This window comes from Methylocystis sp. Se48 (assembly GCF_056269425.1).
Map to the genome: position 1 here is coordinate 722,935 of NZ_CM149850.1, position 26,843 is coordinate 749,777.

A 26,843-nucleotide genomic window follows, 5' to 3' on the forward strand; every position below is an offset into this window, starting at 1 on the left:
CTTTCTGATCGTCATGCATCAGCTTTCGCAGCTTTTCAGGTAAGTCGCGTATCTGCGTCACAAGAACCGCCCGTCGCCGCCGCGTTCGATTGCCTGAAGGCGCGAACCGGCGTTCCAGGAACCGCCGTGAATGACGCGCGGGGGCGCCGTTCGCGCCCCCGCGCGCAATGCGTCCGGGCAGGGAGAGCCGAAGGTCTCATTAACCGGGCGTGAGGGGGTCGTCCGTATTGTCGACCCCGGAATTCGCCAGCGGATGTCGCTCGATATGTCTATGACCGCAGAAATCAATACGGACGTTTCGCGGGAACGCATCCACAACGCCGTCCCGGTCGATCTCGAAGCGCGCTTCATGCTGCCCGGCGGAGAGGAGCATGCGTGCCGAATCGTCGAGGCGTCGACTGGAGAGCTGGTTTTTTCGACGTCGATCAAACCCCGCTATGGCGACAGGATCGTCGTCTATGTCTCGGAATTGGGCCGCTTCGAGGGCGATGTCGAGCGCAATATCGAGGGCGGTTTCGCGATCGGTCTGCGGCTGACCGAGAACAAGCACCGCAAACTTGCCGCGCAACTCGTCTGGTTCGCCAATCGCGACCGCTACGATCTTCCCGAAGCCCGCCGCCACCGGCGAATCGTGCCCAGAATGCAGTGGACGCGCGTGAAATTGCCCGACGGGAAGGAAAAAGTCGTCAGGATCAACGACGTGTCGCTTTCCGGCGTCAGCGTCGAATCGGCGGCCGCGATCGCCGTCGGCGACCGGGTCGCCTTCGGTCTCAAGACGGCGGTCGTCGGCCGCATTTTCGAGGGCGGATTCGTCGCCCAGTTCGAGGAACCCTTCGCGGACGGCGAATTGACCGAGGCCACAAGGCTTTGAGTCTTCGGCGCGGCCGTAACGCTGCGCGAAACCACTGTTGCCGAATGGCCACGTCGGAAGAGAATCCGGCGTCCCGCAGCCCGGATCCGTTGCGCCCATCGGACGCGCCTGCGATAGCTCTTCGCTAAGAGGCCGTTCGGCCTGCGTTTTTTGATTCGCATGACATTCTTGCGCGACAAGCTTTGGGGCGCCTGATGCGTAAAACGGCAATTGCGCTTTCAGCTTTGGGATCGATGAGTCTGCCCGCCGGCGCGGCGGAAACCATCGGCGCCGCCGCGTCGATCGAAAAGGACGTGCGGGGCGCCTCCGACGGGCGCGAGATGCGTCTCAAGACGGGCGACCCCGTCTATTTCGAGGAAGTGCTGACGACGGGCGCCGGCAGCCGCGGCAAGTTCACCTTCGTCGACCGCGCCAATCTGCAGATGGGGCCGTCCTCGCGCGTGAAGCTCGACAGCTTCGTTTATGCGGGCGCTTCGGGCGTCGGCTTCAACGTCGCCAAGGGCGCCTTTCGCTTCGTGACGGCGCCGGGCGATCACAAAGGCTACGAGGTCCGCACGCCGACGGCGACAATCGGCGTGCGCGGCACGACTTTCGCCGTTCGCGCCGTCGCGGGCCGCACCGACGCGGTCATTTACGAAGGGGCGATCGAGGTCTGCCCGACTGCGGGCGGCGCCTGCCGTACGCTCGACGCGCCCTGCACTTTCGTCACCGTGACGCCCAGCGGGATCACCGATCCCAAGACCGTCGGCAAGAAGGACTGGAGCTTCGACGCGACCTGCAAGGGCGCGCCGCCGCCGCCCGCCGGCCAGCGGGGCGAGGCGCCGCCCGCATCGCCGCCGGGCTCCCCGGCCGCGCCCCCCGAGCCCTTGCCGCCGCCGTCCTTCTCCTTCGGCGGGCCGAGCATCGGCTTCACGGGCGGCACAGCCATCGGCGACACGCATTTCGCGGATCCCGTGCCGATGAACGGCGCGGCCTTCATGGGCGGTCTGAAGCTCGGCTACGGCTTGATGGTCCTTCCCAATGTTTACGCGGGCGTCGAGACGGACGCGCAATACCGCACCGGGATCGCCGGCGGGACGAATGGAATCGGCGGCTACGCCTCCGGCTCGCGTGACGGCTACGTCGGCACGGTGCGCGGCAAGCTGGGCTACGTCTTCCTCGACCGCTTCATGGTCTATGGCACGGGCGGCTTCGCCTATGGCCATGTCGTCGCGCCGAAGAGCTGGTCCGGCCTCAACGTCATTGGCCCCGGTTACGGCGCCGGCGTCAGTCAGGGCAACGCGTTCCTGCCGGGCGTCGCCTTCGGCGGCGGCCTGCAGGTCGGCCTTTTCGCCGGCCTGTCGGTCAACGTGGAATATCTCTACATTCACTTTCAGCACAGCTATCCGACGTTCAACACCGCGACGGCCTCCGGCGCGTTCAATATGGGCGTCTGCAACATCAGCGCCATGCACGGCGTGCGCGTCGGCGTGAACTATGGCTTCTCGCTCGGCGATCTGTTCGCGAACGCCAATTATTCGTCTCCGCTGCGCTGAGGCGTTCCGTTCCGCCGCGCCGGCGCCGAACGTCTAGAAGCGGTCGGCGCGGTAAGGGTAGGGGTCGATGAAGGGCTGCTCGCCGGTCATCATTTCCGCGAGCAGCCGGCCCGTCACCGGGCCGAGCGTCAGCCCGTGATGAGCGTGGCCGAAGTCGAACCACAGGCCCTCGCGACGCGGCGCGCGGCCTATAACGGGCAGCATGTCCGGCAGGCAGGGGCGGGCGGCCCTTCCAGGGCGCGGCGTCGAGCGCCGCTCCCAGCGGAAAGAGGCGGCGCGCGATCGGCTCGCACATCTCGATCTGCACCGGCGTCGGCGGCGCGTCGCGCGGCGCGAATTCCGCCCCGCTGGTGAGACGAACGCCCTTGTCCATCGGCGCCAGCAGATAGCCGTTGTCGGCGTCGAGCACGGGGTGGGCGAGCGTCGCGCCCGGCTGCGGCGCGTAATGCATGTGGTAGCCGCGCTTGAAGCCGAGCGGCATCTTGTATCCGTAACGCCCGTAAACCAGGTCGGACCAGGGGCCGAGCGCGACGACAGCGTCGCGCGCCGCGACAGGTCCGTCCGCCGCCTCGACGCGCCAGCGTCCGTCGCCCGTTTCGGCGAGCGTAAGCGCGTCGCCTGACACGAAGCGGCCGCCGCGTGAGACGAACAGATCCGCATAGGCTTTCGCCAGCGCGCCGGGATCGCTGACAAAGGCCGTGTCGAGATAATGCACGCCGCCCGCGACCGCAGCGAGAGAGGGTTCGCGCGCCGCGACGCCGGCCGCGTCGAGAATGTCGATATGGAGCCCGAATTCCCTTAGTCTTTCGGCGTCGGCGACGCCGGCCGCGAGGCTGGCCGCGCTGCGGAAGAGCTTGAGCCAGCCGGTTCTGCGCAGGAGAGATCCCGCTCCGGCCTGCTGGATGAGGATTTCATGCTCGATCAGGCTCTGCTCGATGAGCGGACGCCGCGCCGCGATGTTCCGCCGCACGCGCTCCGGCGCGCTTTCCCGCCAGTAACGCAGCAGCCACGGTCCGACGGCGGGCATCGCGGACAGGCGATAATGCGCCTCCGGCAGCAGGTTCAGCGCATATTTGACGAGCCGCGCCGGATCGCGCGGAAAAAGATAGGGGAAGATCGACGAGCGCTCGATCAGTCCGGCGTTGCCGAAACTGGTCTCGAGGCCCGCGCCGCGCCGGTCGAGGAGAACGACGTCGCGTCCGCGCATTTGCAGATGCAGCGCCGCGCAGACGCCCACCATGCCGGCGCCGAGAACGATGACATCCGCGCGTTGCATCCGCGAACCTCCGAAGCTGACTGATCGGCATATGGCGCGCGCCGAGCGCCTGCGACAGGGCTCGCGATGCAAGCCGCATGCTCACCCGAAGAGCGAGGCCAGATAATAGGCGGCGCCCGCTGCGAGGCCGCCGACGAGAAAGGTCTGGACGCCCGATTTCAGCGGATGCGCGCCCGTGAGCTGGCCCTTCACCGCGCCGAAAACGAGCAGCGCGACCCCGGTGACGGCCGCCGAATGGACGAGCGCCCGATGGACGTCGTCTTCGACCATGTAAGGCGCAAGCGGAATGAGGCCGCCGACGAAATAGGCCGCCGCGATGGTCGCAGCGCTCACCGGCGCGCGTTTGGGATCGGGCTTTTCGAGGCCGAGTTCGAAGCGCATCATGAAATCGACCCAGCGCTTCTTGTCCGACGAGAGCGCGGCGACGACGGTTTCGACCTCCGGCCGTTCGAGTCCGTATTCCGCGAAGATCTCGCGCAACTCCTTGCGTTCCTGTTCGGGAAGCCGCTCAACCTCGCCATATTCACGGCGCTCCTCGGAAAGGAAATGCTCATGCTCGCTCCGCGCGGCGAGATAGCCGCCGAGCCCCATGGCGATTGCGCCGGCGACGATTTCCGCGAGGCCCGCCGTGACGACGATCCGGGTCGAGGCGATGGCCGCCGTGATGCCCGCCGCGAGCGCGAAGGGCACGGTGAGTCCGTCGGCCATGCCGATGACGACGTCGCGAACGGCCTGGGAATTGAGGAAATGCCGCTCGACATGCTCGCCCGGCGCGCCCTTGGGACGAGGTTTGCCGAAGAGCAGCCGTCGCAACTCCTGCGTCCCCAGCACGCGCTCGAGCTCGACGACGGCGAAGAAGGGGATGAGCCCGACCGTGGCGATGATGGCGGTCATGAGAATGGCTTGCAGCGAACCGTCCCCGATGGTCGGGATGGCCTCCCTCACCGTCTTGCCGTGGAAGACGCCGAGCGCCGTCTCCTCGACGGCATGGAAGACAAGGAGCAGGGCGCCGAAAATGACGGATTTGACGACCGCCGGCAGCGCGACCGGCGCGTCCTCCTTGGGATCGCCGATATGGAGCTGCCGGCCGATGACGACGATCTTGGCGAGCGCGAACGCATTGATGAGCGCCAGACCCTGTTGGTAGGTCAGTAGATCCTCGTTGAAGATGAGAGCCTTGTGGAGCGAGAAGACGGTGAGCAGCGCCCAGAGGTAGAGGAAGACGACGAGAGTTTGCCGGCCTTCCTCCACCGCCCCCGCCTTTATCCGCGCCAGCCGATCCTGCTCCATGTCCGCCCCCTTCGCCTATGCTAACCTGCGCCGCCTTACGGGACAGCGAGACAAGAACATGCAGGTAAAGAAATATTTCCTCATCTTCGCCTTTTGCGCCGTGTCGGTCATCGCGCTGCTCTACGGGGTCTCGCCGCGCTGGTTTGCGGCGGTCTTCCTCGACGTGCAAGAGCTGGACCCCGATTTCGCGCACATTCTGCGCGCCGTCATGGGCCTGTATCTCGCGCTGGGCTGCTTCTGGCTCTACGCCGCTTTCGACCGCCGCTATACGAACGCGGCCGTGCTGACGACCGCGCTCTTCGCGGGCGGCCTCTTCGCGGGCCGGCTCGTCAGCCTCGTCGCGGACGGCAGGCCCGCGCCGCTGCTCATGCTTTATGTGGCGATGGAGGCGTCGCTTGTTCCGGTCGCGATCTGGGTCTTCCGCCTGCCGGATTGACCCCGCGGCGCGAATTTGCGAACCGAAGACGAGAAGGCCGCAGTCCGGCCTGGCTGTCCCCCTACTCCGAGGCCCCATGATCCCCCGCTATTCCCGACCCGAGATGACGTCCATCTGGGAGCCGCAGACGCGCTTCCGCATCTGGTTCGAGATCGAGGCCTATGCCTGCGACGCGCTGGCGGAACTGGGCGTCATCCCCAAGGAGAGCGCCAAGAATATCTGGGACAAGGCCGATTTCGTGCAGTTCGACGTCGCGCGCATCGACGAGATCGAGCGGGTCACGAAGCACGACGTCATCGCCTTCCTCACCCATCTCGCGGAATTCATAGGGCCGGATTCGCGCTTCGTGCATCAGGGCATGACGTCGTCCGACGTGCTCGACACCTGTCTCGCCGTGCAATTGTCGCGCGCCGCGGACCTGCTCATCGCGGACGTGGACGCGCTGCTCGCCGCGATCAGGAAGCGCGCCTATGAGCATAAATTCACGCCGACCATCGGCCGCTCGCACGGCATTCACGCGGAGCCGACGACCTTCGGGCTCAAAATGGCGCAGGCTTACGCCGAATTCACCCGCGCCCGCGAGCGTCTCGTGACCGCGCGCAAGGAGGTCGCGACCTGCGCCATCTCCGGCGCCGTCGGCACCTTCGCCAATATCGATCCGCGCGTCGAGGAATATGTGGCGCACAAGATGGGGCTCGTGCCGGAGCCCGTCTCCACGCAGGTCATTCCGCGCGACCGGCACGCCGCCTTCTTCGCGACGCTCGGCGTCGTCGCCTCGTCGATCGAGCGGCTCGCGATCGAGATCCGCCATTTGCAGCGCACGGAAGTGCTGGAGGCCGAGGAATATTTCTCGGCGGGGCAGAAGGGCTCCTCCGCCATGCCGCACAAGCGCAATCCGGTGCTCACCGAAAACCTCACCGGCCTTGCGCGCCTCGTGCGCGGCATGGCGATTCCGGCGATGGAGAATGTGGCGCTGTGGCACGAGCGCGACATCTCGCATTCCTCGGTCGAGCGCATGATCGGCCCCGACGCCACGGTGACGCTCGACTTCGCCCTCGTGCGTTTGACGAATGTCATCGAGAATCTTGTCGTCTATCCCGAGAGCATGAAGAAAAATCTCGACAAGCTTGGCGGTCTCGTCCATTCGCAGCGCGTGCTGCTCGCGCTCACGCAAAAGGGCGTCTCGCGCGAGGACGCCTATGCGATGGTTCAGCGCAACGCCATGCCGGTCTGGCAAAGGGCGTCCGGAGGACGCCCGTCGCAGGACGACAACCTGGAGGGCGAGTTCCGCGCGCTGCTCGGCCAGGACAAGGACGTGAGCGCGAAACTCTCGCCCGCGGAGTTGGATGAGCTGTTCGACCTCTCGTACCACTTCAAACATGTGGAAACGATCTTCCGCCGCGTGTTCGGCGCGGGCTGATCGCTAATCGATGCGCGGCGGGACCGGCTCCCGCCGCCAGCCATGCTTGCGCAGCTTGACGGCGTTGGCGTCGATCTCCGAATAGCCGAGCCGCACTTCCTGCGCGAAAACGATCAAGGCGGCGGTGAAGAGCGCCATGGCGATGACGAAGAGAAGCGCCGCGCCATATTCGTGGCGCAGGCGCAGCAGCGCCGCCGCGAAGGCGATGATGACGAGAAAGCTCGTCACAACGCAGCTCGCCACGCCCCAATAGATCGAGCGATGCACGAGCACGGCCCGCCTGCGCAGGATCGGCAGTTCGATCTTGCGGTGCGCCCTGGCGTCTTCCTCGTCGAGTTCGGCGAGGTCGCGCGAGCGGTCGACGATGCGGTCGAGACGCGACACCAGCACGCTCAGGAGCTGGGCCTCCGCCGCCAGCAGAAAGGCGGGACCGGTCACCTGGGTGATGACGTTGGAAAGCTGGTCGATCGTCGGCGCGTCTAAAAGGATCGTCGGTGCGTTGAAGGGCATGTGCGACCTCGCTTGGCCGCTTTATAGCAAAGGCCGGAGAGGCGCGCGCCAAGTTTCAGCGCGTCGGCCAGACCCATTTCGGCCCGTCACGCCGTCGCCATCGGCGAGGAGCCTCAGCGCGCGGTAAAGGCTCGACTTCCCCGCGCCATTGGCGCCAGTGACGATGGTCAGCGGCCCCGGTGCGAGGACCAGTTGGCGAATGGATCGGCAGCCTGAAATGGCGAGGTAGGTAATCATTGTTCCAAAAGTCTTTCGAGGCCCTCCTATGCCAACGATTCCATGCGGGGCAAAGCGCGTGGCCCTTCCATTAAGGTCCGCGAAGCCTTAAACAGCGCTTCCATGATCTGGCTCGTCTTTGCGCTTCTGACCGGCGCCGCCGTGATGGCGGTTCTGCTTCCCCTCGCCATGCGCGGCGAGGCGCGGGACGCCGCCGCCGCCGACATTGCCTTCTTCGAGGAGCAGATCGCCGAGATCGAGCGCGAGCGGGCGGAGGGCCGGCTCGACCCGGCGGAAGCAGAGGCCGCGAAGACCGAAGCCGCCCGCCGCCTGCTGCGCGCGGAGTCGGCTCCGAGGGCGGCCGCGGGAGGCGGGCGCAAGGCGGCGCTCGTCGCGGCGCTGGTCGCGATCGTCGCCATACCGGTGTTCTCCGTGCCCATGTATCTGCGCCTTGGCAAGATGGACATGCCCGACATGCCCCTGACCGCGCGGCTCGACGCCGCGCCCGAGAAGGGCGATCTGGCGGGCGCCGTCGCGCGCATCGAGCAGCATTTGCGCGAGCACCCCGAGGATGGCCGCGGCTTCGAGGTCGTGGCGCCCTTCTATCTGCGCACGGGGCGCGGCGAGGACGCGATCGAGGCCTATTCCCGGGCGTTGAAGCTTCTCGGCCCGACCGCGCATCGCCATGCGGCGCTGGGCGAGGCCTGCATGGTCGTCGCCGGCGGCAAGGTGACGCCCGAGGCGAAGGCCGAGTTCGAGGCCGCTCTGGCGCTCGACCCGAACGAGGTCATGGCGCGCTATTACCTCGCGCTCGGCGCGGAGCAGGCCGGCGAAAAGGAAAAGGCGATCGACATGTTCGCCAAGATGGAGGCGGAGGCCCCGGCCGACGCCGCCTATCTCCCGGCCGTGAAGCGCCGGCTGGCGGAGTTGCGCGGCGAAGCCGCGCCCGAGACGCCGCCCTTCGCCGAGGCTGCGCCCGCGCGGGGGCCCATGAGCGAACAGGGCAAGGCGATCGCCGCCATGCCCGCCGATCAGCGGCAGGCGGCGATCCGCGGCATGGTCGACCGGCTCGCCTCGCGCCTCGAGACGAATGGCGACGACGTCGAGGGCTGGCTCAGGCTCATCCGCGCCTATAGCGTGCTGGCGGAGACCGAGAAGGCGAAAAAGGCGCTCGCCGACGCCCGAAAGGCGCTCGCTGGCAAGAATGCCGAGGCGGCGAGAATCGACGCGCTGGCGAAGGAATTGAACATCGGGGGTTAGCGCCCTCTCACTGTCCCTTCCCCGCTAAAGCGGGAGAGTGGTCGCTCATGATCGGCGTGAGCGGCTGTGTCTAGGAAGGCCCGAGCCTAACCCCCTCTCCCGCGAAGCGGGGGAGGGCTGGGGAGGGGGCAAGGATCGGCGAAACGACATGACGCGCAAAGGCAAGAGACTCACCCTCATCATCGGGGCGCTTGCCGCTCTCGGCGTAGCGGCGGGCCTGATGTTGTTCGCGCTGCGCGACAATATCGTGTTTTTCTACACACCCTCGGAGCTCGGCCAGAAGCAGGTCGCGCCCGGCGCGCGTCTGCGCATCGGCGGGCTGGTGAAGGAAGGCAGCGTCGTGAAGAGCGGCAAGGACGTAAGCTTCACGGTCACGGACAAGACGAAGGATCTCGACGTGGCCTATACGGGCCTCCTGCCCGATCTCTTCCGCGAGGGGCAGGGCGTCGTGGTCGACGGCGTGTTGCAGCCGGACGGAAAATTCAGGGCCGACAGCGTTCTCGCCAAGCACGACGAGCGCTACATGCCCAAGGACGTCGCAGACAAGCTGAAACAGCAGGGCGTCTGGCAGGGAGAGAAGAAGTGACGACGCCTCTTCCGTCAGTGTCGGCGCTGCGTCGCCCCCCACCCTTCATCCCTCCCCGCCGCAAGCGGGGGGAGGGAGGCGGCTCGCGTCCAGCATTGGCGCTGTTGGTCGCGAGCATAAGCGACGCCGCGTCATCCCTTCCCCGCGTAGCGGGGGGAGCGGCAGGGGTGGGGGCGGTTCAGCTACGACAAGCGATGGAGAACGCCCGTCCATGATCGTCGAAACCGGACATTACGCGCTCGTTCTCGCGCTCGCTCTGGCGCTCGTGCAATTCGCCATTCCCTTCGCGGGCGCGCGGATGAACGACGCCGCGCTGATGCGCGTCGCGCGGCCCACGGCCATCGCGCAATTTCTCTTCGTGGCGCTTTCCTATGGCGCTTTGACCTATGCGCATGTCGTTTCGGATTTCTCGCTCGTCAATGTGATCGAGAATTCGCACTCGCTGAAGCCATTCGTCTATAAAATCTCGGGCGTGTGGGGGAACCACGAAGGCTCGATGCTCTTGTGGGTGCTGGTGCTGTCGCTCTGCGGCGCGCTGATTGCGGCGTTTTCCGCGTCCATGCCGGACAAGTTGCGCGCCGACGCGCTTTCCGTTCAGGGCCTGCTCGGCGCCGCCTTTTTGCTCTTCATCCTGCTGACGTCCAATCCCTTCGCGCGCGTCGACCAGCCGCCGTGGGAGGGCCGCGACCTCAATCCGATCCTCCAGGATCCCGGCCTCGCGATCCACCCGCCGCTGCTCTATCTCGGCTATGTCGGCTTCTCGATCGTCTTCTCCTTCGCGGCCGCCGCGCTCATCGGCGGACGCATCGACGCCGCTTGGGCGCGCTTCGCCCGGCCCTGGACCCTCTTCGCCTGGACGGCCCTGACGCTCGGCATCGCCATGGGTTCCTACTGGGCCTATTACACGCTTGGCTGGGGCGGCTTCTGGTTCTGGGACCCGGTCGAGAACGCCTCGCTCATGCCCTGGATCGCCGGCACGGCGCTGCTGCACAGCGCGGCGGTGATGGAGAAGCGCGAGGCGCTGAAGGTTTGGACGATCTTCCTCTCGATCCTCGCTTTCTCTCTGTCGCTCCTCGGCACCTTCCTCGTGCGCTCCGGCGTGCTCACCTCGGTGCACGCCTTCGCGAGCGACCCCGACCGCGGCGTGTTCATTCTGGGCATTCTCGTCTTCTTCATCGGCGGGGCGCTGGCGCTCTTCGCCATCCGCGCCGGGTCGCTCCCCGTCGGCGGCCTGTTCAGCCCGATTTCGCGCGAGGGCGCGCTGGTGGTGAACAACCTCCTGCTCTCGGCGAGCTGCGCGACAGTCGTGATCGGCACGCTTTATCCTCTTGCGCTCGAAGCCCTGACGGGCGAGAAGATTTCGGTCGGCCCGCCCTTCTTTAACACCGTTCTGATCCCGATCGCGCTGCCGCTCGCCCTGCTCATGCCCATCGGCCAGATGCTCGCCTGGAAGCGCGGCGACCTGCCGGCGGCGCTTCAGCGGCTGCGCGCGGCCTTCGCCATCGGCGTCTTCGCAGCGGCGCTGTTCGCCGCCTTCTACGGGACGCCCTTCCTCTCCGTCGTGACGGGCGGCGTCGCTGTCTATCTCGTCATCGGCGGCCTAAGCGACATCGCCCAGCGCGCGACTTTCCGCGCTTCTTCGGCGAGTTCCGTCTTCTCGCGCCTCGCCGGCCTGCCGCTGTCGGCCTGGGGCACGTCGATCTCCCATGCAGGCATGGGGCTGACGCTGCTGGGCCTCGCCGCGACGGGCTGGGGCGTCGAGTCGATCCTCTCCATGAAGCCCGGCGAGTATTACGACGTCGGGCCCTACAAGCTCGGGATCGAGGAAATCTCTCCGCGCCAGGGACCGAATTATTCGGAAGTCTACGCGGCGATGGCCGTGCGCGCGGGCGGCCAGACGATCGCGACGATCGAACCCGCCAAGCGCTATTATCAGGCGCGCAAAATGCAGCGCTCCGAGGCGGGCATCGTGACTTTGGGATTGGGGCAGGTCTACGCCGCGATCGGCGAGTCGCATCCCGACGGAACGATCGACGCGCGGCTCTACTGGAAACCTTTCGTGACGCTGATCTGGATCGGCGCGCTGGTCATGGCCTTCGGCGGCTCCCTCTCGCTCGCCGACCGGCGGCTGCGCATCGGCGTGGCGAAGCGCGCGAGGGCGGCGGCGACGCCGGAGGCGGCTGAGTAATGCGGAACAAAGATATCAGCGCTTATTTGGCGGGGGCGCTGGCGCTGGCGGCGATTCTGCTCGTCGCGCCCGCCCACGCCGTCACGCCCGGCGAGATGCTGCCCGATCCGGCCATGGAGGCCCGCGCCCGCGCCATCACGAGCGAATTGCGGTGCCTCGTCTGCCAGAATCAGTCGGTCGACGACTCCGACGCCGCGCTCGCCAGGGATTTGCGCGTCCTCGTGCGCGAGAAACTGAGGGAGGGGATGAGCGACGCCGAGGTGAAGGACTATGTCCACGCGCGCTACGGCGATTTCGTCCTGCTGCGTCCGCCGCTGAAGATGGGAACCATCCTGCTCTGGACCGCCCCCCTCATCGCGCTTGCCGCCGGGGCGGCGGCGGTCTGGTCGGCAGCGCGCCGGCGGCGCGGCGCGACTCCGGCTCCGGCGGCGCTGACCGCCGAGGAGCGCGCGAAGCTCGAGGCGCTGGGCGTCGACCCCGACGGCGCTTAGCGCCCCCTATCCAATTCCCCCGCGCTGCAATATAGGGGGCGGAAGCGATCCCGAGCCGCCCGCGCGGCGTCACCTGAAGAGCGGACCATGGCCGAACATTCCACGCCTCATTTCCACAATTCGCCCGGCGTCGCAGAGATTCGCGTGGGGGCGAAGGAATTCATGTGCATCGGCGCGCTGCCGCCCTTCGACCATCCGCACGTCTACATCGACATGGGCGCGGACAATCAGGCCGTCTGCCCTTATTGTTCGACGCTCTTCGTCTATGACGCGTCGCTTCATGGCGGGGCTGTTCCGGCCGAGTGCGTTTATCACGCCGAAGAGCCGGTCTAAGACGGCGAGCCCGGCGTGAGCGCCCCCATCGTCATTGCGGGCGCCGGGATCGGCGGGCTCGCCGCGGCGCTTTCCCTCGCCCGCGCCGGGAAGCGCGTGCAGGTTCTGGAGCGCGCGGCGAAAATCGAGGAAGTTGGCGCGGGGCTCCAGATCGCTCCCAACGCCGGCCGTATTCTGGCGGGGCTCGGGCTCGAGGGCGCGCTGGCCGACGCGGCGCTGGAGCCGGAGGCCATCAACATCCGTCGCGGCCGCGACGGCGCCGTTTTGGCGCGGCTCGATCTTTCCGATTCCCGCGCGCGCTGGGGGGCGCCCTTCCGCGTCTTCCACCGCGCCGATCTTCAGCAGGCGCTGCTGCGGGCGGCGCTCGCGAACGGGGCGATCGAGGTGCGCGCCGGCGCGCGGGTCGGCGATTTCGTCGAGCGTTCCGGCCTGCTTCAGCTCCGCGTTCACCGGCAGGACGGGCCGGAGGAGATCTTGGCCGCCGGCCTTGTCGGCGCCGACGGCCAGCGCTCGGCGGTGCGCGGACATCTGTTTCGCACGGAGCGCGACGCGCCCTTCTATTCCGGCGTCACCGCCTGGCGGGCGCTCGTGCCGGCCGAACTGGCTCCTGCGGCGCTGCGCGCCCGCGAGAGCAATCTCTGGATGCTGCCCGGCGCCCATGTCGTCCATTATCCCCTGCGGGACGGCGCGATCGTCAATGTCGTCGTCATCGTCGAGGAGCCGCCGCAGCAGGCCGGCTGCGCTTCGGTCCTGTCGCTCGCGGGGCCGGAACTGGCGCGCGCGCTCGATCCCCTGCGGCCGTCGGCCGAGCTCCGCGCGCTGGTCGAGGCCGGCGCCGCATGGCGTCACTGGCCGCTCTTTGCGCGGCCGCCCTTGAAGAGCTGGGGCCGGGGCGCGGTGACTCTGCTTGGCGACGCCGCCCACCCGATGCTGCCGTTCCTAGCACAGGGGGCGGCGCAGGCGATCGAGGACGCCGAGGCGCTTGGACGCGCCTTCGAGCGCCTCGGCGCGACGGCGGAGTCGGCCTTCGCAGCCTATGCAAGCGGACGGATCGTCCGGTCGTCGCGGGTCGTGCGCGCATCGCGGCGGCAGGGCGCCTATTTTCACCTGCGCGGTCCCGCGGCGGTCGCGCGCGATCTCGCCATTCGGGCGCTGGGCGGGCGCGGGATGCTGGCCCGGAACGCCTGGCTCTATCGCGGGTGCTGAAGCGCGTCTGTGGCGCTTGGGCAACAATTGCGGTTATGCGCCGAGTCGGCCCCGGCAGGCTGTGGCCAGAGCGGCTCGGGCTTGTTAAAAAACCGTCAAGAGAATGGGTTCGGGAGATTATTCCAGTTGCGGATCAATGCGCTCACACGCTTGGCCCTGGCCGTCGCCGCGCCTTTCTGCGGGAGCGCGGCCCTGGCGACCGACCTAACGCCGCCGCCCAAGACGGACGCCAATGGCTGGATCGTCACAGTGAGCGTCATCGGGGCGGTGTCGCCGAGCTTTCCCGGCTCCGGCCAGATGCGGCCCTATCCGTTTCCCGCGGTCGCCGTTCGACGCGTGGGCGAGCCGGAGACTTTTTCGACGCCGGACGAGGGTTTCGGCTTTCCGCTGGTCGACCTCGGCTATGTGCGCGCCGGGCCCGTCGCCAACTTCGTCTTCCAGCGCGGGCAACGCGACGGTCTTTTCGGCCTGCGCCGGATCGGGCTCACGCATGAAATCGGCGGTTTCGTCGAGGCCAATCCGATGGATCACTTCCGCGTCCGGGCGGAGATGCGGCAGGGCGTAGACGGCCACGAGGGCTTCGTCGCGGCGTTTTACGCAGACGCTTACGAGACGATCGGCAAGTTTCGCATCTCGGTCGGCCCGCGCATCAATTTTGGGGACAATAATTACGCCAACGCCTATTTCTCCGTGACGCCTTTCGAAGCAATGGTGAACGGACGGCTCACCCCTTACGTCGCGACCGGCGGCTTCACGGCGGCGGGCGGGATGGCGACGATCCGTTACGACATCAATGATCTCACCAGCGTTTCCGTTTATGGCGGCGGCCAGCGTCTGCTCGGCAGCGTCGGATCGAGCCCCATCCCCGACCTCATCGGGTCGCGCAACCAGTTCAACGCGGGTCTCGCCGTTTCCCGCTCTTTCATCGTTCCGAACCCGTTCTGAGCGAAATCCCGTCGCGCCGCCCGCGTTTGTCGGCGCTCCGCATCACGGCGGAGTCATTTGGCGTTGCGCGGTCCCCTGACCCCGCCGGCGATCGATCGGGGACGCTCCGGCCAATCGACCTTTTTCCTTAAACGATTGAAGGGATTTATCTTGCCGATTTTCGGCCGGGCTTCCAGCGCCGATCGCCGGGCGGGGCCGCCTGTCTCGTCGGGCGCCCCGCGCCGCCGCCGCCTTCATGTCGCCATAAAAATTTCCGCGAACCGCCTCTTGTTAACCCGGCCGCGCGCGCGGCGTTCACCAATCCGATCAGGAAGTTAAAGAGATCCTCGGCGCAAGGCCCGGCCGGGTCGCCAAGGACGAAAAAAGATCTTTCAATTACAACGGGATATTGCATAAATTCAAATTTTACGCAATTCCGCAAGCGGAAATTATACTTACTGGCGTTTGGCGGAAATCTAAACTCCTTCGCGTAAAATGCGGCAGAATTACTTTGAAGGACCGAAAACGAACGAACCTATTCTCGTCTCATCGAACGGAGGCGAGTTATGGTCGGCATCATCGGCAAAGCGGTTGTGGCTCTCGGCGTGGCGGGCGCGGCGCTTGCGACGGTGCGCGCCGAAAGCTTCGCTGGGCCGGAGGCGGCGAGCTTCGCGTCGCTGGGGCCCGAGACCAGCATTCCTTACGGCTGGGTCGATTTCTGCCAGCGCTACAAGGGCGAGTGCCAGGACGACGAGCGGGCGCCGCGCGAGATCGAACTGACCGGAACCGCTTTTCGCAAGATTTCGCGCATCAACGCCTGGGTGAACAGGAATATCGACCCCGTTTCCGACACGGACCACTGGGGCGCGATCGACGAATGGGATTATCCGACGGACGGCAAGGGCGACTGCGAAGACTACGCCCTGCTGAAGCGCCGCATGCTGATCGAGGAAGGCTTCCCGCGCGAGGCGCTGCTGCTCACCGTGGTCAAGGAGAAGAACGGCGACGGCCATTCCGTGCTCACGGTTCACACCAATCGCGGCGACTACGTCCTCGACAATCTGACCGATCAGGTGAAGCCCTGGACGAGCGTTCCCTACCGCTTCGTCAAGCGCCAGTCGCAGACGAACCAGAATGTGTGGGTGGCGATCGGCGCCCCGACCAGCGCCCCTCTCTACGTCTCGAATAAACCATAATTCGAGAACGCCCGCGCGCTCCGCTTGGCAAAGCGTCCCTAATCGTTAATGATTTCTTAACGGTTGGTTTCGTCGCGTAGGGTTGCGTTAGGATGTCTCTCGTCTCTCGTCGCGCCTCGCATCTCTTGGCTCTGGTCGCGGGCGCGCTCGGCCTGTCTCTCCTGCCTGCGTCTGCGCGGCCGACGGTCCGTCCGCCGGCGTCGACTTTCGCGCCGCTCGGACCCGAGACCAGCGTTCCTTTCGGCTGGGTCGATTTTTGCCAGCGCCATGCGACCGAATGCGCTGGCGCCGACTCCGCCCCGCGCGCGATCGCGCTCACGCCGGCGGCTTTCCGCAAGCTCGACAGCGTCAACGCGCTGGTGAACAACAGCGTCGAAGCGGCGTCCGACGTCGATCACAACGGCGCGGTCGATTTCTGGGATTATCCGAGCGACGGCAAGGGCGACTGCGAAGATTACGCCCTGTTCAAGCGCCGCCTCCTGATCGAGGCCGGCTTTCCCCGCGCCGCGCTGATGCTGACCGTAGTGAAGGACGCGCATGGCGACGGCCATTCGGTTCTGATGGCGCGCACGACGCAGGGCGATTACGTCCTCGACAATCTCGACGACGAGATCAAACCCTGGAGCCGCACGCCCTATCGCTTCGTGAAACGCCAGTCCCAGGAGAACGAGAACGTCTGGGTTGCGATCGGCGCGCCGACGAGCGCGCCAGCCTATGTCTCGAAATAGGCCTGCGGGCGGGCGGATCGCTCAGAACGGGATTTCCTTCAGGCCCCGCCCAAATCGCCGCCCGTTTTCCACATAATGTTTGGCCGAGGCGAGATGGCGCGCGCGCGCATCCTCGCCCAGTTCGCGAATCGCCTTGGCCGGCGCGCCGACGATCAGCGTATTGTCGGGAAATTCCTTCCCCTCTGTCACGAGCGCGTTTGCGCCGACGAGGCAGTTCTTGCCGATCCTTGCACCGTTGAGAATCGTCGCGCCCATGCCGATCAGACTGCCTTCGCCGATCATGCAGCCGTGCAGGATGACATTGTGACCGATGGTGCAATCCGCGCCGATCGTCAGCGGAAAACCCATGTCGGTGTGGAGGACGCTATTGTCCTGAATATTGGTGCGCTCGCCGATGGTGATCCATTCGTTGTCGCCGCGCAGCACGCAGCCGAACCAGATGTTGGCGTCGTCCTGAAGCGCGACGCGGCCGATGAGATGGGCGCCGGGGGCGACGAAGAAGCGGCCATTGGCCGGCAGGCGCGGCGCGATCCCATCGAGCTGATAAAGAGGCATTCGGTAGGCTCCTACGGAAGGGTCTGCGAGCAAATTGCTGTCTCGTTATGGTATGTTAGCGCATCTCCGCCGCCCGGCGCGACCCCCCTCGCGGGAATGCGCGCATTACGCTCGCGATCGAAAATGCGATATAAATGATTGCAGGCGCTTCGCTCTCTCGCTCGCGGGGAGCGCGCCGGCAATGGTCGATTTCTTGCGTCTCGAGCAGGCGCGTCGGCGAATTGGAGGACGCGACCTGAACGGCGGCTTGCGTGACCGGATGCGGTTGGCGGGATCCTTCGCGGCGAGAGCGCTCGCGCGCGGGGCGTCCGCGCCCTATCACATGGTCAAGTCCATGATCATCGCGACGCCGGAGCGGCTGCGGATCGCGCCGCCCGACATTCGCACCGCCGACCCGACCGTGGCCGATGAAATTTACGCCGGCTATTTCTCTTTTGCGGGCAAGACGCTGCAAAGCTATGGCGCGTCGCCTTTCACGCTCGCCGCGCCGTCGCCGGCCTGGCGGCGCGCCCTCACGGGCTTTTCCTGGCTGCGGCATTTACGCGCCGCCGACAAGGCGCTGGCGCAGGCGAACGCACGGGCGCTGGTCGCGGATTTCCTGGCGCTGAAGAGGCCGCCGGCCGATGATCCAGCGATGGAGCCGGCCGTCGTCGCCCGCCGCCTGTTGTCCTTTTTCGCCCAGTCGCCCGTGCTTCTCGACGGCGCAGACGTCGAATTCTACGACGTCTTCATGCTCTCGCTGGCGCAGAGCGCGCGGCTCCTGTGGCGCGCGCTCGCCACCGGACAGGCGATGGGCGCCGACCGTCTCCTCTGCGTCATCGCGCTCGCCCAATTCGCCGTTTGCGCCGACACGGGCCGCAAGATCGCCCCGCAAGTGAGTCGCATGCTCTCCGCCGAACTGGACCGGCAGGTTTTGAGCGACGGGGGCCATGTCAGCCGCAATCCGCAGGTCGCGGTCGACCTCCTGCTCGATCTGCTGCCGCTGCGTCAGGTTCTCGCCGCGCGCGGCCTGCAGACGCCGGGCGCCATGCTGCGCGCCATCGACCGGATGATGCCGATGCTGCGCATGTTGCAGCATGGCGACGGGTCGCTGGCGCTTTTCAACGGCATGGGCGCGACCGAACTCGACCGCGTCGCGAATGTGCTCGCACATGAGGATGCGCGCGGCGCGACGCCGCTGAAGGCGCCCTACGCCGGCTATCAGCGGCTGGAGGGGGCGGAGGTGGTCGTGCTGGTCGAGGCGGGGCCGCCGCCGCCGCCGGAATTTTCGCTGGCCGCGCATGCGGGATGCCTCTCCTTCGAATATTCGCTCGGAACGGAGCGTGTCGTGGTCAATTGCGGCGCGCCGTCTCCGCCGCACGAGGATTCCCGCGATCTCGCGCGCGCGACAGCCGCGCATTCGACGCTCGTCGTCGCTGACCGTTCCTCCGCGCGCATCGCCAGGCCGGGGGCGGTAGGCTGGCTCGGCGGGCGCATCGTCGACGGACCGCGCGTCGTCACGGTCGAGCGGCGCGAGGCGCCGGGCGCGACGACGCTCTCGCTGACGCACGACGGCTATGTCAGGGAGTTCGGCCTCGTTCACGCCAGGGATCTCGTGCTGGAGACGGACGGGACCATTTTCGCCGGGCGCGACCGGCTGCTTCCTGCGGAGGGCGCGCGCAGCCCCGGCGTGATCGAATACGCCATCCGCTTCCACCTCCATCCGCGCGTCCGCGCCGTGGCGCTTGGCGAGGCCGTCGAGCTGGAGCTTGCGAATGGCGCGCGGCTTCTCTTCGAGGCGGACGGCGTCTGGCCGCAGATCGAGGAGAGCATCTTCTTCGCGGCCCCCGCCGGCGCCCGCCGATGCGCGCAGATCGTGCTGCGCGGAAAAGCCGCGCCGCAGGCCGAGGCCAGCTGGTCCTTTCGCCGGGCGTGAGCGGTTCCGCCTCGCGGGGATGTGTGATAAGCGCGGCGCAAATTTCAGGGAAAGGGACCACGCCTCATGCCGGTCGATCAGCGTAAAGTCGCGCGCGCGCTTCTCTCCGTCTCCGACAAGACGGGACTCGTCGACTTCGCGCGCGCGCTGGCGAGCCATGGGGTCGAGCTCGTCTCGACCGGCGGCACGCGCAAGGCGCTCGCCGACGCCGGGCTCGCGGTGAAGGACATTTCCGACCTCACGCAATTTCCCGAGATGATGGACGGCCGGCTGAAGACGCTGCATCCGAAAGTGCATGGCGGTCTTCTTGCCATTCGCGAGAACCCCGAGCACGAGGCGGCGATGCTCGCGCACGACATACGCCCGATCGATCTGCTCGTCGTGAATCTCTATCCCTTCGAGGCGACGCTCGCGAAAGGCGCGCCTTTCGCCGACTGCGTCGAGAACATCGACATCGGCGGGCCGGCGATGATCCGCGCGGCCTCCAAGAATCACGACGACGTCGCTGTCGTGGTCGACCCCGCCGACTACGCCGCCGTCGTCGCAGAGATGGCCGATACCGGCGGCGCGACGACGCTTGCGACGCGCAAGCGCCTCGCGCAGAAGGCGTTTGCGCGCACTGCGGCCTATGACGCGGCGATCTCCAACTGGCTCGCGCAGGAGCTCGGGGAAGCGTCGCCGCCGGTTCGCGCTTTCGGCGGCAGGCTCTCCGAGCCCATGCGCTACGGCGAGAATCCGCATCAAGCGGCGGGCTTTTATCTCTCAGGCGACGCGCGCCCCGGCGTCGCGACGGCGCGGCAGACGCAGGGCAAGCAGCTCTCCTACAACAATGTCAACGACACCGACGCCGCTTTCGAATGCGTCGCCGAATTCGATCCTGCGCGCACGGCGGCCGTGGTCATCGTGAAACACGCCAACCCCTGCGGCGTCGCGGAAGGCGCGTCGCTCGAGGAAGCCTATCTCAAGGCGCTGCGCTGCGATCCCGTGTCCGCCTTTGGCGGCGTCGTTGCGCTCAATCGCACGCTCGACGCGCTGGCGGCGCGGGAGATCGTGAAGATCTTCACCGAAGTGATCATCGCGCCGGATGCGGAAGCCGAAGCGATCGAGATCGTGGGCGCGAAGAAGAATCTTCGGCTGCTGCTGACCGGCGGCCTTCCGGACCCCCGCGCGCGCGGCGTGAACTTCCGCAGCGTCGCGGGCGGCTTTCTGGCGCAGTCGCGCGACGGCGCCGTCGTCGACGACATGGATCTGAAGGTCGTGACGAAGCGGGCGCCCGGCGCGCAGGAACTGGCCGATCTGAAATTCGCCTATCGCGTCGTCAAGCATGTGAAGTCGAACGCCATCGTCTATGCGAAGGACGGCGCGACGGTCGGCGTCGGCGCGGGGCAGATGTCGCGCGTCGACAGCTCGCGCATCGCGGCTTACAAGGCGGCCGAGGCGGCGCAGGCGGCGGGTCTCGCCGAGAGCCTCGCCAGGGGATCGGTCGTCGCCTCGGACGCTTTCTTTCCCTTCCCCGACGGGCTGCTCGCGGCGGCCGCAGCGGGGGCGACGGCCGTCATCCAGCCGGGCGGCTCGATCAACGACAAGGACGTGATCGCCGCCGCGGACGAGAAAGGCCTCGCCATGATCTTTACCGGCGTGCGGCACTTCCGGCACTAAAGCGCTTTCTGCCGAGGCAAAAACCCGTCCGGCGCCGGAAAGCGCGTCAAAGGCGAAAGACCTGGGCCCCGATCCGAGGCCGTCCGATCGGAATGGGCGCTGGCCTTCCGGCGACGCGGCGGATAAGGTCGTACGACGTCGTCGTTTTCGGGAGTTTGGCATGCGTCGCGCATTTCTGTTGCCGGTCGGCTTCCTGATGGCTTTCGCGTCCGCGGAGGCTGTCGCCAAAGCGCGCAAACATGCGCCGGCGCCGCAACCCCCCGTGGCCGAGAACGGAGACGATTTTCCGATTCCGCTGCCCAAAGATCTCACGACGAACAAGGATTGGCTCGACGACGGGGCCGTCGATCCGGCCTCCGGCGCGCTGAAGCCCAATGCGCACGCAAACGACAATTATTTTCTCGAGCAGCAGGACTTCTCGAAAAACGATCCCACGCGCTTCACCGAACCCGGCAGCATTCTCGACAATCGCTGAAAAACGAAAGGGCCAGGCTCGATTGGACTGGCCCTTTGTCTCGCCCGTTCATCAGTCGCAGACGCGCACGCGGCGGAACCCGACGACGTCGCCCCAGTGATTATACACCGGACGGCGGCTGGCGTAGCAGTCGTGATAAATGACGTGATGTTCGGTATAGCCGCCGCCAAGTCCGCCGGCGGCCATCGCGCCCATCGCAAAGGCGCCCACGCCGATCGCCGCAGCGGCGCCGTCGCTGACCCAGGCGGCCGCCGGGGCGGTGGTGGAAACGATCGCGGCGCTCGACAGGCTGGCGACAAGAACGGTGGTGGCGGCGAATTTCCTGAACATGACGCTCTCCTCTTTTTCGGTGTCGCAGTTCCGTTCTGCGATGGAGAGAAGGTAGCCGCCGTCCTTCCTTTTGTTCGTGCGCCCGCGCACAGGCCAATGAATAGTTAAGATTAAGCGCGGTTGACGGTTTTTTCGATAGGTTTGAAAGCGATCATTGGAATCTCCCGAGCATATCGCCCCGGTAGCGCCAGAAAATTTTGCGGGGGACCGCTTTGCGTCACTGGATTGGATTGCGCCGGCTCGAACGCTTCGTTTGTCATTCGGGCGGCAATGTCGTCATGGTTTTCGGCCTGATGGTCGTGCCGGTCATGCTCTCGATCGGCGCCGCAGTCGACTACGGCCGGGCCAGTCAGACGCGAACCAGCCTGCAGACGGCGGTGGACGCCGCAGCCCTCGCGGCCGCCGCCGCGCAGCTCAGGGGCGGAAATCCGGCTCAGGTCGCCGCCAATTACGTGCAACAGAAGTTCGCCCATACCGGCAAAGCCGTCATCACGACGACTGCCTCCGACGTCAATCTCGGAACGGTCAATGTGCGCGCGGCCTTGTCGGTGCGAACCTCCGTGATGCGACTCATGCGCATTGAAACGCTTCCGGTGACGGCCAGTGCGACCGCGGCGATTGGCGCCGCCGGCAATCAGAAGATGGAGCTTGCGATCGCCTTCGACTCCACCGGCTCCATGAACCAGGGAGCGAGGCTCGAAACGGTGCGCGCCGCCGCGAAAACTTTGATCGACAAAGTCATGAAACTGCCAGGCGGCGGGGCCAATCCCAATGTGAAGGTGGCGCTCGCGCCCTTTACGACGCATGTGAACGTCGGAACGCAATATCGCGGCGCGTCGTGGCTGACGAACACGACGGACTATACCGAGACCTTGCCGGAGTCTTGCTATTACACCTATCCGGACATCGTCTACGGTCCGTCGACGCGCATCACGCAGACCTGTTACGCCGACGGCGTGCCCTATGATTGCAGCTTCGATATGCCGACGATCATCAGCTGGGGAACGCCGGTTCAGACCTGCTTCGCGCCCACCATCACCCACCGCTGGTTCGGTTGCGTCGGTTCGCAAAACAGTCCGGCGGACGAGGCCGATATAGCGAATGCGTCGAACAAGGTCCCCGCGCTTTTCGACATGCCGAACTGCCCGAGCCCGCTCATTCGCCTCGGGGCCGATCAGGCGTCGCTGAATGCGGCGCTCGACGGGATGGTCGCCAATGGCGAAACCTACATTGCGACCGGACTTCTGTGGGGCTGGCGGCTCCTGTCGCCGAATGCGCCCTTCGCCGACGGCGGCCCCTACGGCTCGACGAATAAGGTTCTCGTTCTCATGACGGACGGCGCCAACACCAATTCGGCGACCTATCCAGACCACTACGGAACCGACGTCGCGGCGTCGAACGACAAGCTCGTGAAGGTTTGCTCGGCGGCGAAGGCCGCGGGTGTGAAGCTTTTCACGATCGCCTTTCAGGTCACGGATGCGGCGATCCAGAATGTGCTCGCTCAATGCGCGTCGGGCGTTCCCTATTACTACAACGCGCAGACGAACGCCGATCTGCAGACGGCGTTCGCCTCCATCGGCCAGCAGCTCACCAACCTCCGCCTGGTCCAGTAAGCGGACGCGAACGAAACGGGGAAATGGAAATGACGAAACGCATCTTCCTAATATCCTGCCTTGCCGTCGCGACGGCGCCGGCCTGCGCGAGCGACGTATGGAGCGTCGTGGAGGGCCAGCAGGGCGCGGTGAAGGGAAACTGGCTTGTCGCGACGAAAGGCGATGAAATCACCGCGACCGCCAAAATGGCGGGCCCAGCAGGCGAAGTGACCTACAACGTTTCGGGGAAGTTGCAGAATGGCGTGTTTCTGTTGAAGCGGACGGCGGCGAGCGATCATCTCGATTGCGCCTATCAGGGGGCGATGAAAGGCGATGGCTCCATCGCTGGCGCGTCGATCTGTGGCGGACGGAGCGGGCCCTGGATCGCGCATCCGGCGAAAAAATAGTCAGGCGTCGTTCTGCGCGAGCAGCTTCTGCTGGTGGTCGGTGAGGAGGGCGTCGATGATCTCGTCGAATTCGCCCTCCATCACGCGGTCGAGCTTGTAGAGCGTCAGATTGATGCGATGGTCGGTGACGCGGCCTTGCGGGAAATTATAGGTGCGGATGCGCTCCGACCTGTCGCCCGAGCCGACCTGGCTCTTCCGATCCGCCGATCGCTCCCTGTCGAGGCGCTGGCGCTCGGCGTCGTAGAGGCGCGAGCGCAGCACGCTCAGGGCCTTCGCCTTGTTGCGATGCTGCGAGCGCTCCTCCTGCATCATCACGACGATGCCGGTCGGAACATGCGTGACGCGGATTGCGGATTCGGTCTTGTTGACGTGCTGGCCGCCGGCGCCGCCAGAGCGCATGGTTTCGATCTGCAAATCCTTGTCGTCGATCGCGACGTCGACCTCTTCCGCCTGCGGCAGCACGGCGACCGTCGCCGCCGAGGTGTGAATGCGCCCCTGCGTCTCCGTTTCCGGCACGCGCTGGACGCGATGCACGCCGGATTCGAATTTGAGCCGGCCGTAGACGCCGCGCCCCTGGATTTCCGCGACGATTTCCTTGAAGCCGCCGAGCGCGCCGGGACTCTCGGAGACGAGCTCCACGCGCCAGCCCTTCAGCGCGGCGTATTTCTGATAGGCGCGGAACAGATCCCCGGCGAAGAGCGCCGCCTCGTCGCCGCCCGTGCCCGCCCGAACTTCGAGAATGACGCTTTTTTCGTCCGCCTCGTCCTTGGGCAGCAGCGCGAGCCGCAGCGCTTGTTCAGCCGCCGCCAGCCGACCGCGCGCTTCGGCCGTTTCGGCTTCGGCGAGGGCGCGCATGTCGGCGTCGAGCGAGGGGTCCGCGAGCATCGCCGCGAGATCGTCCGCTTCGCGCTGCGCCGCGCGCCAGGCGCGGATCGCCTCGACGACCTCATCGAGGGTCGCCCGCTCGCGCGAGAGCGCGACGAAGGACTGCCCGTCGGCGCCGCTCGCGAGCTTCTCGCCGATTTCGTCGTAGCGGCGCAAAATGAGGTCGAGCTTGTCTTGTGCGAACATGCTGGGTCAGATCGTGAAAGGGCGCGGGTTGCGCGTCGGGCGCGCCGCTACAGGGGAATGTTGCGGGAGAGCGCGTAGTCGCGCAGCTTCTCGCGCACGGAGGGCGCGCCGTCGTCGGCCGCGAGCAGGCTCGCCAGAAACATCTGCGCCTCTTCGAGGTGGAGGCTGAGGATCATCGACTTCACCGGTCCGATCGCCGCCGGCGACATGGAGAGCGAGCGGTAGCCCAGCGCGATCAGCGCCAGCGCCTCCAGCGGGCGGCCGCCCATTTCGCCGCAGAGCGTCACCGGCGTTCCAGCGCGCAGGCCGGCGTCGGCCACGCGCTCCAGCGCGCGCAGCACGGGCGGCGAGAGATTGTCGTAACGCTTGGAGACGCGCGTATTGTCGCGATCCGCCGCATACATGTACTGGACGAGGTCGTTTGAACCCACAGACAGGAAGTCCGCGCGCGCGGCGATGAGGTCGAGCTCCCACAAGAGCGAGGGCACTTCCACCATGGCGCCGAGCTTCAGTGAGCGCGGCTCCGGGTAGTTGTGCCGCCGGATGTGTTCCAGTTCCCGCAGGGCGATCGCTTTCGCCGCCTCGAATTCCGCGACATTGGCGATCATCGGGAACATGATGCGCAAATCGCGGCCGGCGCCCGCCTTCAGCATCGCGCGCAGTTGCATCCGCAGCAGGCCCGGCCGGTCGAGGCCAATGCGGATCGCCCGCCACCCCAGAGCCGGATTCTCCTCCTCGATCTTCGCCATATAAGGGAGAATCTTGTCCGAGCCGATGTCGAGCGTGCGGAAAGTGACGGGCCGGTCGGGCACCGCGTCCAGCACGCCCTTGTAAAACCGGTGCTGCTCGTCCATGCGCGGGAACCGCGGCGCGAGCATGAATTGCAGCTCGGTGCGGAAAAGCCCGATGGATTGCGCGCCGGTTTCATGCACATGCGGCACGTCGATCGCGAGGCCTGCGTTCATGTTGAGCGAAATCGCCACGCCGTCCTTCGTGACCGCGGGCACGTCGCGCAGCTTGGCGTATTGCTCCTGCCGGCGCGCGCGCAGCCGCGCCTTTTCGGCGTAGGCGCTCTGCACGTCGGGCTGCGGGCGCACATGCACCTCGCCCGTAGAGCCGTCGACGATGATCGGGTCGCCCGTCTCGACGAGATCGATGATTCCGGGCACGAGGCCCACGGTCGCGACGCCGAGCGCGCGCGCCACGATGGCGACATGGCTCGTCGGCCCGCCTTCCTCCAGCACCAGGCCGCGCAGCCGCGCCCGGTCGTAGTCGAGCAGCGCCGCCGGCCCCATGGTGCGCGCGACGATGATGGCGTTTTCCGGCACGCTCGACGGATCGGCGACATAGCTTTGGCCCGTGAGCTGGTGCAACAGGCGGTTGGCGATGTCGTCGAGATCGTGCAGACGGTCGCGCAGGTAGGGGTCGGTCTGGCGCTGCATCCGGGCGCGCGCGTCGCTCTGGACGCGCTCCACGGCCGCCTCCGCCGTGAGGCCGGACATGACCGCCTCGCGCAGGCGGCGCACCCAGCCCCGGTCGTGGGCGACCATGCGGACGGTTTCGAGCACGTCCCTGTGCTCGCCGGCGCCCATCCGGTCGCCATGCGCCACGAGTTCGTCGATCGAGGCGCGCATGGCGTCGATCGCCTGTTCGAGACGCACGAGCTCGCGCGGCAGATCCTCGGCGACGAGCTGCTTCACGACGACGCGCGGCTCGTGGAGAAGCACGTGGCCGAGTCCGACGCCCTCGCACATCGGCGAGCCCCTGAGCGAGGCGGGCCGGTAGAGCGCAAGGTCGCGCGGATCCTCGATGGCCTGCAATTCGCCCGAGGCGATGAGCTCCGCAAGGAGCATCGCCGTCGTCTGGAGCGCTTCGACTTCCTCTTCGGAATAGACGCGGCGAACCTTGTTCTGGACGACGAGAACGCCCAGCGTCGAGCCGCCGCGCAGAATCGGCACGCCGAGAAAGGAGTGATAGGCTTCCTCGCCCGTCTCCGGCTTGTAGGCGAAGGCGGGGTGGTCCTGCGCCTCCGAGAGGGCGAGCGGCTCCGCGCTGCGGGCGATGAGGCCGACGAGGCCCTCGCCGGCGTGCATCGTCGTCTGGTGGACCGCCTCGCGGTTCAGACCCTCGGTGGCGTAGAGCTCCAGCCGCTGATCGGCGCGCAGGACGTAAACCGAACAGACTTCCGCAACCATGTTGGCCGCGATCTGAACGACGATCTTGTCGAGACGCGTCTGCGCGCTCACCGGCTCCGCGCTGATTTCGCGCAGCCGGCGCAGCAGAAGGCGGGGGCCGCCGAGAGCGCTACGCATCCGATCCATTCCCGTTTACGTCGCGACGCCCTCGGCAGGCCGTCGCGAAAAAATCGTCCTT

24 protein-coding genes and 2 pseudogenes are annotated in these 26,843 nt (G+C 66.7%); 18 read left to right on the forward strand and 8 right to left on the reverse strand.

The genetic code is table 11. The annotated features are described in order from the left end of the window. The first annotated feature begins 271 nt into the window (after positions 1 to 271). Both ACV959_RS03435 and ACV959_RS03440 read left to right on the forward strand, forming a co-directional pair. Positions 272 to 871: a PilZ domain-containing protein gene (locus ACV959_RS03435; protein ID WP_475738528.1), complete on the forward strand. Its 600-nt coding sequence runs from the start codon at positions 272 to 274 to the stop codon at positions 869 to 871. A 233-nt stretch (positions 872 to 1,104) separates the two neighbouring features. After that, on the forward strand, positions 1,105 to 2,406 hold the full coding sequence (locus ACV959_RS03440) for a FecR domain-containing protein (protein ID WP_475738529.1): 1,302 nt from the start codon (positions 1,105 to 1,107) through the stop codon (positions 2,404 to 2,406). 33 nt (positions 2,407 to 2,439) lie between these two features. Here ACV959_RS03440 and ACV959_RS03445 read toward each other — a convergent pair. Beyond that, positions 2,440 to 3,682 (reverse strand): annotated as a pseudogene (locus ACV959_RS03445) (NAD(P)/FAD-dependent oxidoreductase). Positions 3,683 to 3,763: 81 nt separating this feature from the next. After that, complete coding sequence (locus ACV959_RS03450) at positions 3,764 to 4,486, reverse strand: VIT1/CCC1 transporter family protein (protein WP_475739579.1); 723 nt, start codon at positions 4,484 to 4,486, stop codon at positions 3,764 to 3,766. Positions 4,487 to 4,970: 484 nt separating this feature from the next. Between ACV959_RS03450 and ACV959_RS03455 the strand changes: the two genes are divergently transcribed. Both ACV959_RS03455 and purB read left to right on the forward strand, forming a co-directional pair. Then, on the forward strand, positions 4,971 to 5,408 hold the full coding sequence (locus ACV959_RS03455) for a DUF4345 domain-containing protein (RefSeq protein ID WP_475738530.1): 438 nt from the start codon (positions 4,971 to 4,973) through the stop codon (positions 5,406 to 5,408). Between the two features lie 76 nt (positions 5,409 to 5,484). Beyond that, complete coding sequence (purB, locus tag ACV959_RS03460) at positions 5,485 to 6,828, forward strand: adenylosuccinate lyase (RefSeq protein ID WP_475738531.1); 1,344 nt, start codon at positions 5,485 to 5,487, stop codon at positions 6,826 to 6,828. 3 nt (positions 6,829 to 6,831) lie between these two features. Here the strand turns inward: purB and ACV959_RS03465 are convergent, their stop codons facing one another. Together ACV959_RS03465 and ACV959_RS03470 are read right to left on the reverse strand one after the other, a co-directional pair. Continuing rightward, the gene (locus ACV959_RS03465) at positions 6,832 to 7,338 is read right to left on the reverse strand and encodes a DUF2721 domain-containing protein (protein ID WP_475738532.1); all 507 of its coding nucleotides are present in this window, start codon (positions 7,336 to 7,338) and stop codon (positions 6,832 to 6,834) included. Between the two features lie 33 nt (positions 7,339 to 7,371). Beyond that, positions 7,372 to 7,575 (reverse strand): annotated as a pseudogene (locus ACV959_RS03470) (AAA family ATPase); the annotation flags it as partial. Between the two features lie 102 nt (positions 7,576 to 7,677). Between ACV959_RS03470 and ccmI the strand changes: the two are divergent. The 9 genes from ccmI to ACV959_RS03515 all read left to right on the forward strand — a co-directional run bounded on the left by ccmI (position 7,678) and on the right by ACV959_RS03515 (position 16,466). Next, complete coding sequence (gene ccmI / locus ACV959_RS03475; RefSeq protein WP_475738533.1) at positions 7,678 to 8,814, forward strand: c-type cytochrome biogenesis protein CcmI; 1,137 nt, start codon at positions 7,678 to 7,680, stop codon at positions 8,812 to 8,814. 148 nt (positions 8,815 to 8,962) lie between these two features. Then, the gene (gene ccmE / locus ACV959_RS03480; RefSeq protein WP_475738534.1) at positions 8,963 to 9,400 is read left to right on the forward strand and encodes a cytochrome c maturation protein CcmE; all 438 of its coding nucleotides are present in this window, start codon (positions 8,963 to 8,965) and stop codon (positions 9,398 to 9,400) included. A 211-nt stretch (positions 9,401 to 9,611) separates the two neighbouring features. Next, entirely contained in the window at positions 9,612 to 11,588 is a 1,977-nt protein-coding gene (locus tag ACV959_RS03485; protein WP_475738535.1) for a heme lyase CcmF/NrfE family subunit, read from the forward strand. Further along, the gene (locus tag ACV959_RS03490) at positions 11,588 to 12,079 is read left to right on the forward strand and encodes a cytochrome c-type biogenesis protein (RefSeq protein ID WP_475738536.1); all 492 of its coding nucleotides are present in this window, start codon (positions 11,588 to 11,590) and stop codon (positions 12,077 to 12,079) included. Before ACV959_RS03485 ends, ACV959_RS03490 begins: the two co-directional genes overlap by 1 nt. 87 nt (positions 12,080 to 12,166) lie before the next feature. Then, positions 12,167 to 12,412 carry a zinc-finger domain-containing protein gene (locus ACV959_RS03495; protein WP_475738537.1) on the forward strand — a complete coding sequence of 82 codons (246 nt, stop codon included), beginning with the start codon at positions 12,167 to 12,169 and terminating at the stop codon, positions 12,410 to 12,412. 15 nt (positions 12,413 to 12,427) lie between these two features. Continuing rightward, positions 12,428 to 13,618, forward strand: coding sequence for an FAD-dependent monooxygenase (locus tag ACV959_RS03500; protein ID WP_475738538.1), 1,191 nt, complete (start codon positions 12,428 to 12,430; stop codon positions 13,616 to 13,618). Between the two features lie 126 nt (positions 13,619 to 13,744). Then, positions 13,745 to 14,563, forward strand: a complete 819-nt coding sequence (locus tag ACV959_RS03505; protein ID WP_475738539.1) for a MipA/OmpV family protein — start codon at positions 13,745 to 13,747, stop codon at positions 14,561 to 14,563. A gap of 545 nt (positions 14,564 to 15,108) precedes the next feature. Further along, positions 15,109 to 15,738, forward strand: a complete 630-nt coding sequence (locus tag ACV959_RS03510; protein ID WP_475738540.1) for a transglutaminase-like cysteine peptidase — start codon at positions 15,109 to 15,111, stop codon at positions 15,736 to 15,738. Between the two features lie 92 nt (positions 15,739 to 15,830). Then, positions 15,831 to 16,466 (forward strand): transglutaminase-like cysteine peptidase, encoded by a 636-nt coding sequence (locus ACV959_RS03515; RefSeq protein ID WP_475738541.1) that lies wholly within the window; start codon positions 15,831 to 15,833, stop codon positions 16,464 to 16,466. A gap of 21 nt (positions 16,467 to 16,487) precedes the next feature. Here the strand turns inward: ACV959_RS03515 and ACV959_RS03520 are convergent, their stop codons facing one another. Beyond that, entirely contained in the window at positions 16,488 to 17,021 is a 534-nt protein-coding gene (locus ACV959_RS03520) for a gamma carbonic anhydrase family protein (RefSeq protein ID WP_475738542.1), read from the reverse strand. A gap of 181 nt (positions 17,022 to 17,202) precedes the next feature. Here ACV959_RS03520 and ACV959_RS03525 point away from each other — a divergent pair, with 181 nt between their 5' ends. From ACV959_RS03525 to ACV959_RS03535, 3 genes are all read left to right on the forward strand, one after another. Further along, a complete protein-coding gene (locus ACV959_RS03525) occupies positions 17,203 to 18,936 on the forward strand; it encodes a heparinase II/III family protein (RefSeq protein WP_475738543.1) in 1,734 nt (577 codons plus the stop codon). A 66-nt stretch (positions 18,937 to 19,002) separates the two neighbouring features. Then, entirely contained in the window at positions 19,003 to 20,595 is a 1,593-nt protein-coding gene (gene purH / locus ACV959_RS03530) for a bifunctional phosphoribosylaminoimidazolecarboxamide formyltransferase/IMP cyclohydrolase (protein WP_475738544.1), read from the forward strand. Positions 20,596 to 20,755: 160 nt separating this feature from the next. Next, a complete protein-coding gene (locus ACV959_RS03535) occupies positions 20,756 to 21,070 on the forward strand; it encodes a cellulose-binding protein (protein ID WP_475738545.1) in 315 nt (104 codons plus the stop codon). A 51-nt stretch (positions 21,071 to 21,121) separates the two neighbouring features. Here ACV959_RS03535 and ACV959_RS03540 read toward each other — a convergent pair whose 3' ends face one another. Beyond that, positions 21,122 to 21,400, reverse strand: coding sequence for a hypothetical protein (locus tag ACV959_RS03540; RefSeq protein ID WP_475738546.1), 279 nt, complete (start codon positions 21,398 to 21,400; stop codon positions 21,122 to 21,124). A 212-nt stretch (positions 21,401 to 21,612) separates the two neighbouring features. Here ACV959_RS03540 and ACV959_RS03545 point away from each other — a divergent pair, with 212 nt between their 5' ends. Both ACV959_RS03545 and ACV959_RS03550 read left to right on the forward strand, forming a co-directional pair. Next, positions 21,613 to 23,013 carry a TadE/TadG family type IV pilus assembly protein gene (locus tag ACV959_RS03545; RefSeq protein ID WP_475738547.1) on the forward strand — a complete coding sequence of 467 codons (1,401 nt, stop codon included), beginning with the start codon at positions 21,613 to 21,615 and terminating at the stop codon, positions 23,011 to 23,013. A 29-nt stretch (positions 23,014 to 23,042) separates the two neighbouring features. Then, entirely contained in the window at positions 23,043 to 23,399 is a 357-nt protein-coding gene (locus tag ACV959_RS03550) for a hypothetical protein (protein WP_475738548.1), read from the forward strand. Here ACV959_RS03550 and prfA read toward each other — a convergent pair whose 3' ends face one another. Together prfA and ptsP are read right to left on the reverse strand one after the other, a co-directional pair. Continuing rightward, positions 23,400 to 24,470, reverse strand: coding sequence for a peptide chain release factor 1 (gene prfA / locus ACV959_RS03555; RefSeq protein ID WP_475738549.1), 1,071 nt, complete (start codon positions 24,468 to 24,470; stop codon positions 23,400 to 23,402). Between the two features lie 47 nt (positions 24,471 to 24,517). Continuing rightward, complete coding sequence (gene ptsP / locus ACV959_RS03560; RefSeq protein ID WP_475738550.1) at positions 24,518 to 26,782, reverse strand: phosphoenolpyruvate--protein phosphotransferase; 2,265 nt, start codon at positions 26,780 to 26,782, stop codon at positions 24,518 to 24,520. Positions 26,783 to 26,843 lie beyond the last annotated feature (61 nt).

Bases quoted from the DNA above. Each gene is read 5' to 3' on its own strand.
- ACV959_RS03435 (WP_475738528.1), top strand. From the start codon at position 272: ATGACCGCAGAAATCAATACGGACGTTTCGCGGGAACGCATCCACAAC.
- ACV959_RS03440 (WP_475738529.1), top strand. From the start codon at position 1,105: ATGAGTCTGCCCGCCGGCGCGGCGGAAACCATCGGCGCCGCCGCGTCG.
- ACV959_RS03455 (WP_475738530.1), top strand. From the start codon at position 4,971: ATGTCCGCCCCCTTCGCCTATGCTAACCTGCGCCGCCTTACGGGACAG.
- purB (WP_475738531.1), top strand. From the start codon at position 5,485: ATGATCCCCCGCTATTCCCGACCCGAGATGACGTCCATCTGGGAGCCG.
- ACV959_RS03465 (WP_475738532.1), bottom strand. From the start codon at position 7,338: ATGCCCTTCAACGCACCGACGATCCTTTTAGACGCGCCGACGATCGAC.
- ccmI (WP_475738533.1), top strand. From the start codon at position 7,678: ATGATCTGGCTCGTCTTTGCGCTTCTGACCGGCGCCGCCGTGATGGCG.
- ccmE (WP_475738534.1), top strand. From the start codon at position 8,963: ATGACGCGCAAAGGCAAGAGACTCACCCTCATCATCGGGGCGCTTGCC.
- ACV959_RS03485 (WP_475738535.1), top strand. From the start codon at position 9,612: ATGATCGTCGAAACCGGACATTACGCGCTCGTTCTCGCGCTCGCTCTG.
- ACV959_RS03490 (WP_475738536.1), top strand. From the start codon at position 11,588: ATGCGGAACAAAGATATCAGCGCTTATTTGGCGGGGGCGCTGGCGCTG.
- ACV959_RS03495 (WP_475738537.1), top strand. From the start codon at position 12,167: ATGGCCGAACATTCCACGCCTCATTTCCACAATTCGCCCGGCGTCGCA.
- ACV959_RS03510 (WP_475738540.1), top strand. From the start codon at position 15,109: ATGGTCGGCATCATCGGCAAAGCGGTTGTGGCTCTCGGCGTGGCGGGC.
- ACV959_RS03515 (WP_475738541.1), top strand. From the start codon at position 15,831: ATGTCTCTCGTCTCTCGTCGCGCCTCGCATCTCTTGGCTCTGGTCGCG.
- ACV959_RS03520 (WP_475738542.1), bottom strand. From the start codon at position 17,021: ATGCCTCTTTATCAGCTCGATGGGATCGCGCCGCGCCTGCCGGCCAAT.
- ACV959_RS03525 (WP_475738543.1), top strand. From the start codon at position 17,203: ATGGTCGATTTCTTGCGTCTCGAGCAGGCGCGTCGGCGAATTGGAGGA.
- purH (WP_475738544.1), top strand. From the start codon at position 19,003: ATGCCGGTCGATCAGCGTAAAGTCGCGCGCGCGCTTCTCTCCGTCTCC.
- ACV959_RS03535 (WP_475738545.1), top strand. From the start codon at position 20,756: ATGCGTCGCGCATTTCTGTTGCCGGTCGGCTTCCTGATGGCTTTCGCG.
- ACV959_RS03540 (WP_475738546.1), bottom strand. From the start codon at position 21,400: ATGTTCAGGAAATTCGCCGCCACCACCGTTCTTGTCGCCAGCCTGTCG.
- ACV959_RS03550 (WP_475738548.1), top strand. From the start codon at position 23,043: ATGACGAAACGCATCTTCCTAATATCCTGCCTTGCCGTCGCGACGGCG.
- prfA (WP_475738549.1), bottom strand. From the start codon at position 24,470: ATGTTCGCACAAGACAAGCTCGACCTCATTTTGCGCCGCTACGACGAA.
- ptsP (WP_475738550.1), bottom strand. From the start codon at position 26,782: ATGCGTAGCGCTCTCGGCGGCCCCCGCCTTCTGCTGCGCCGGCTGCGC.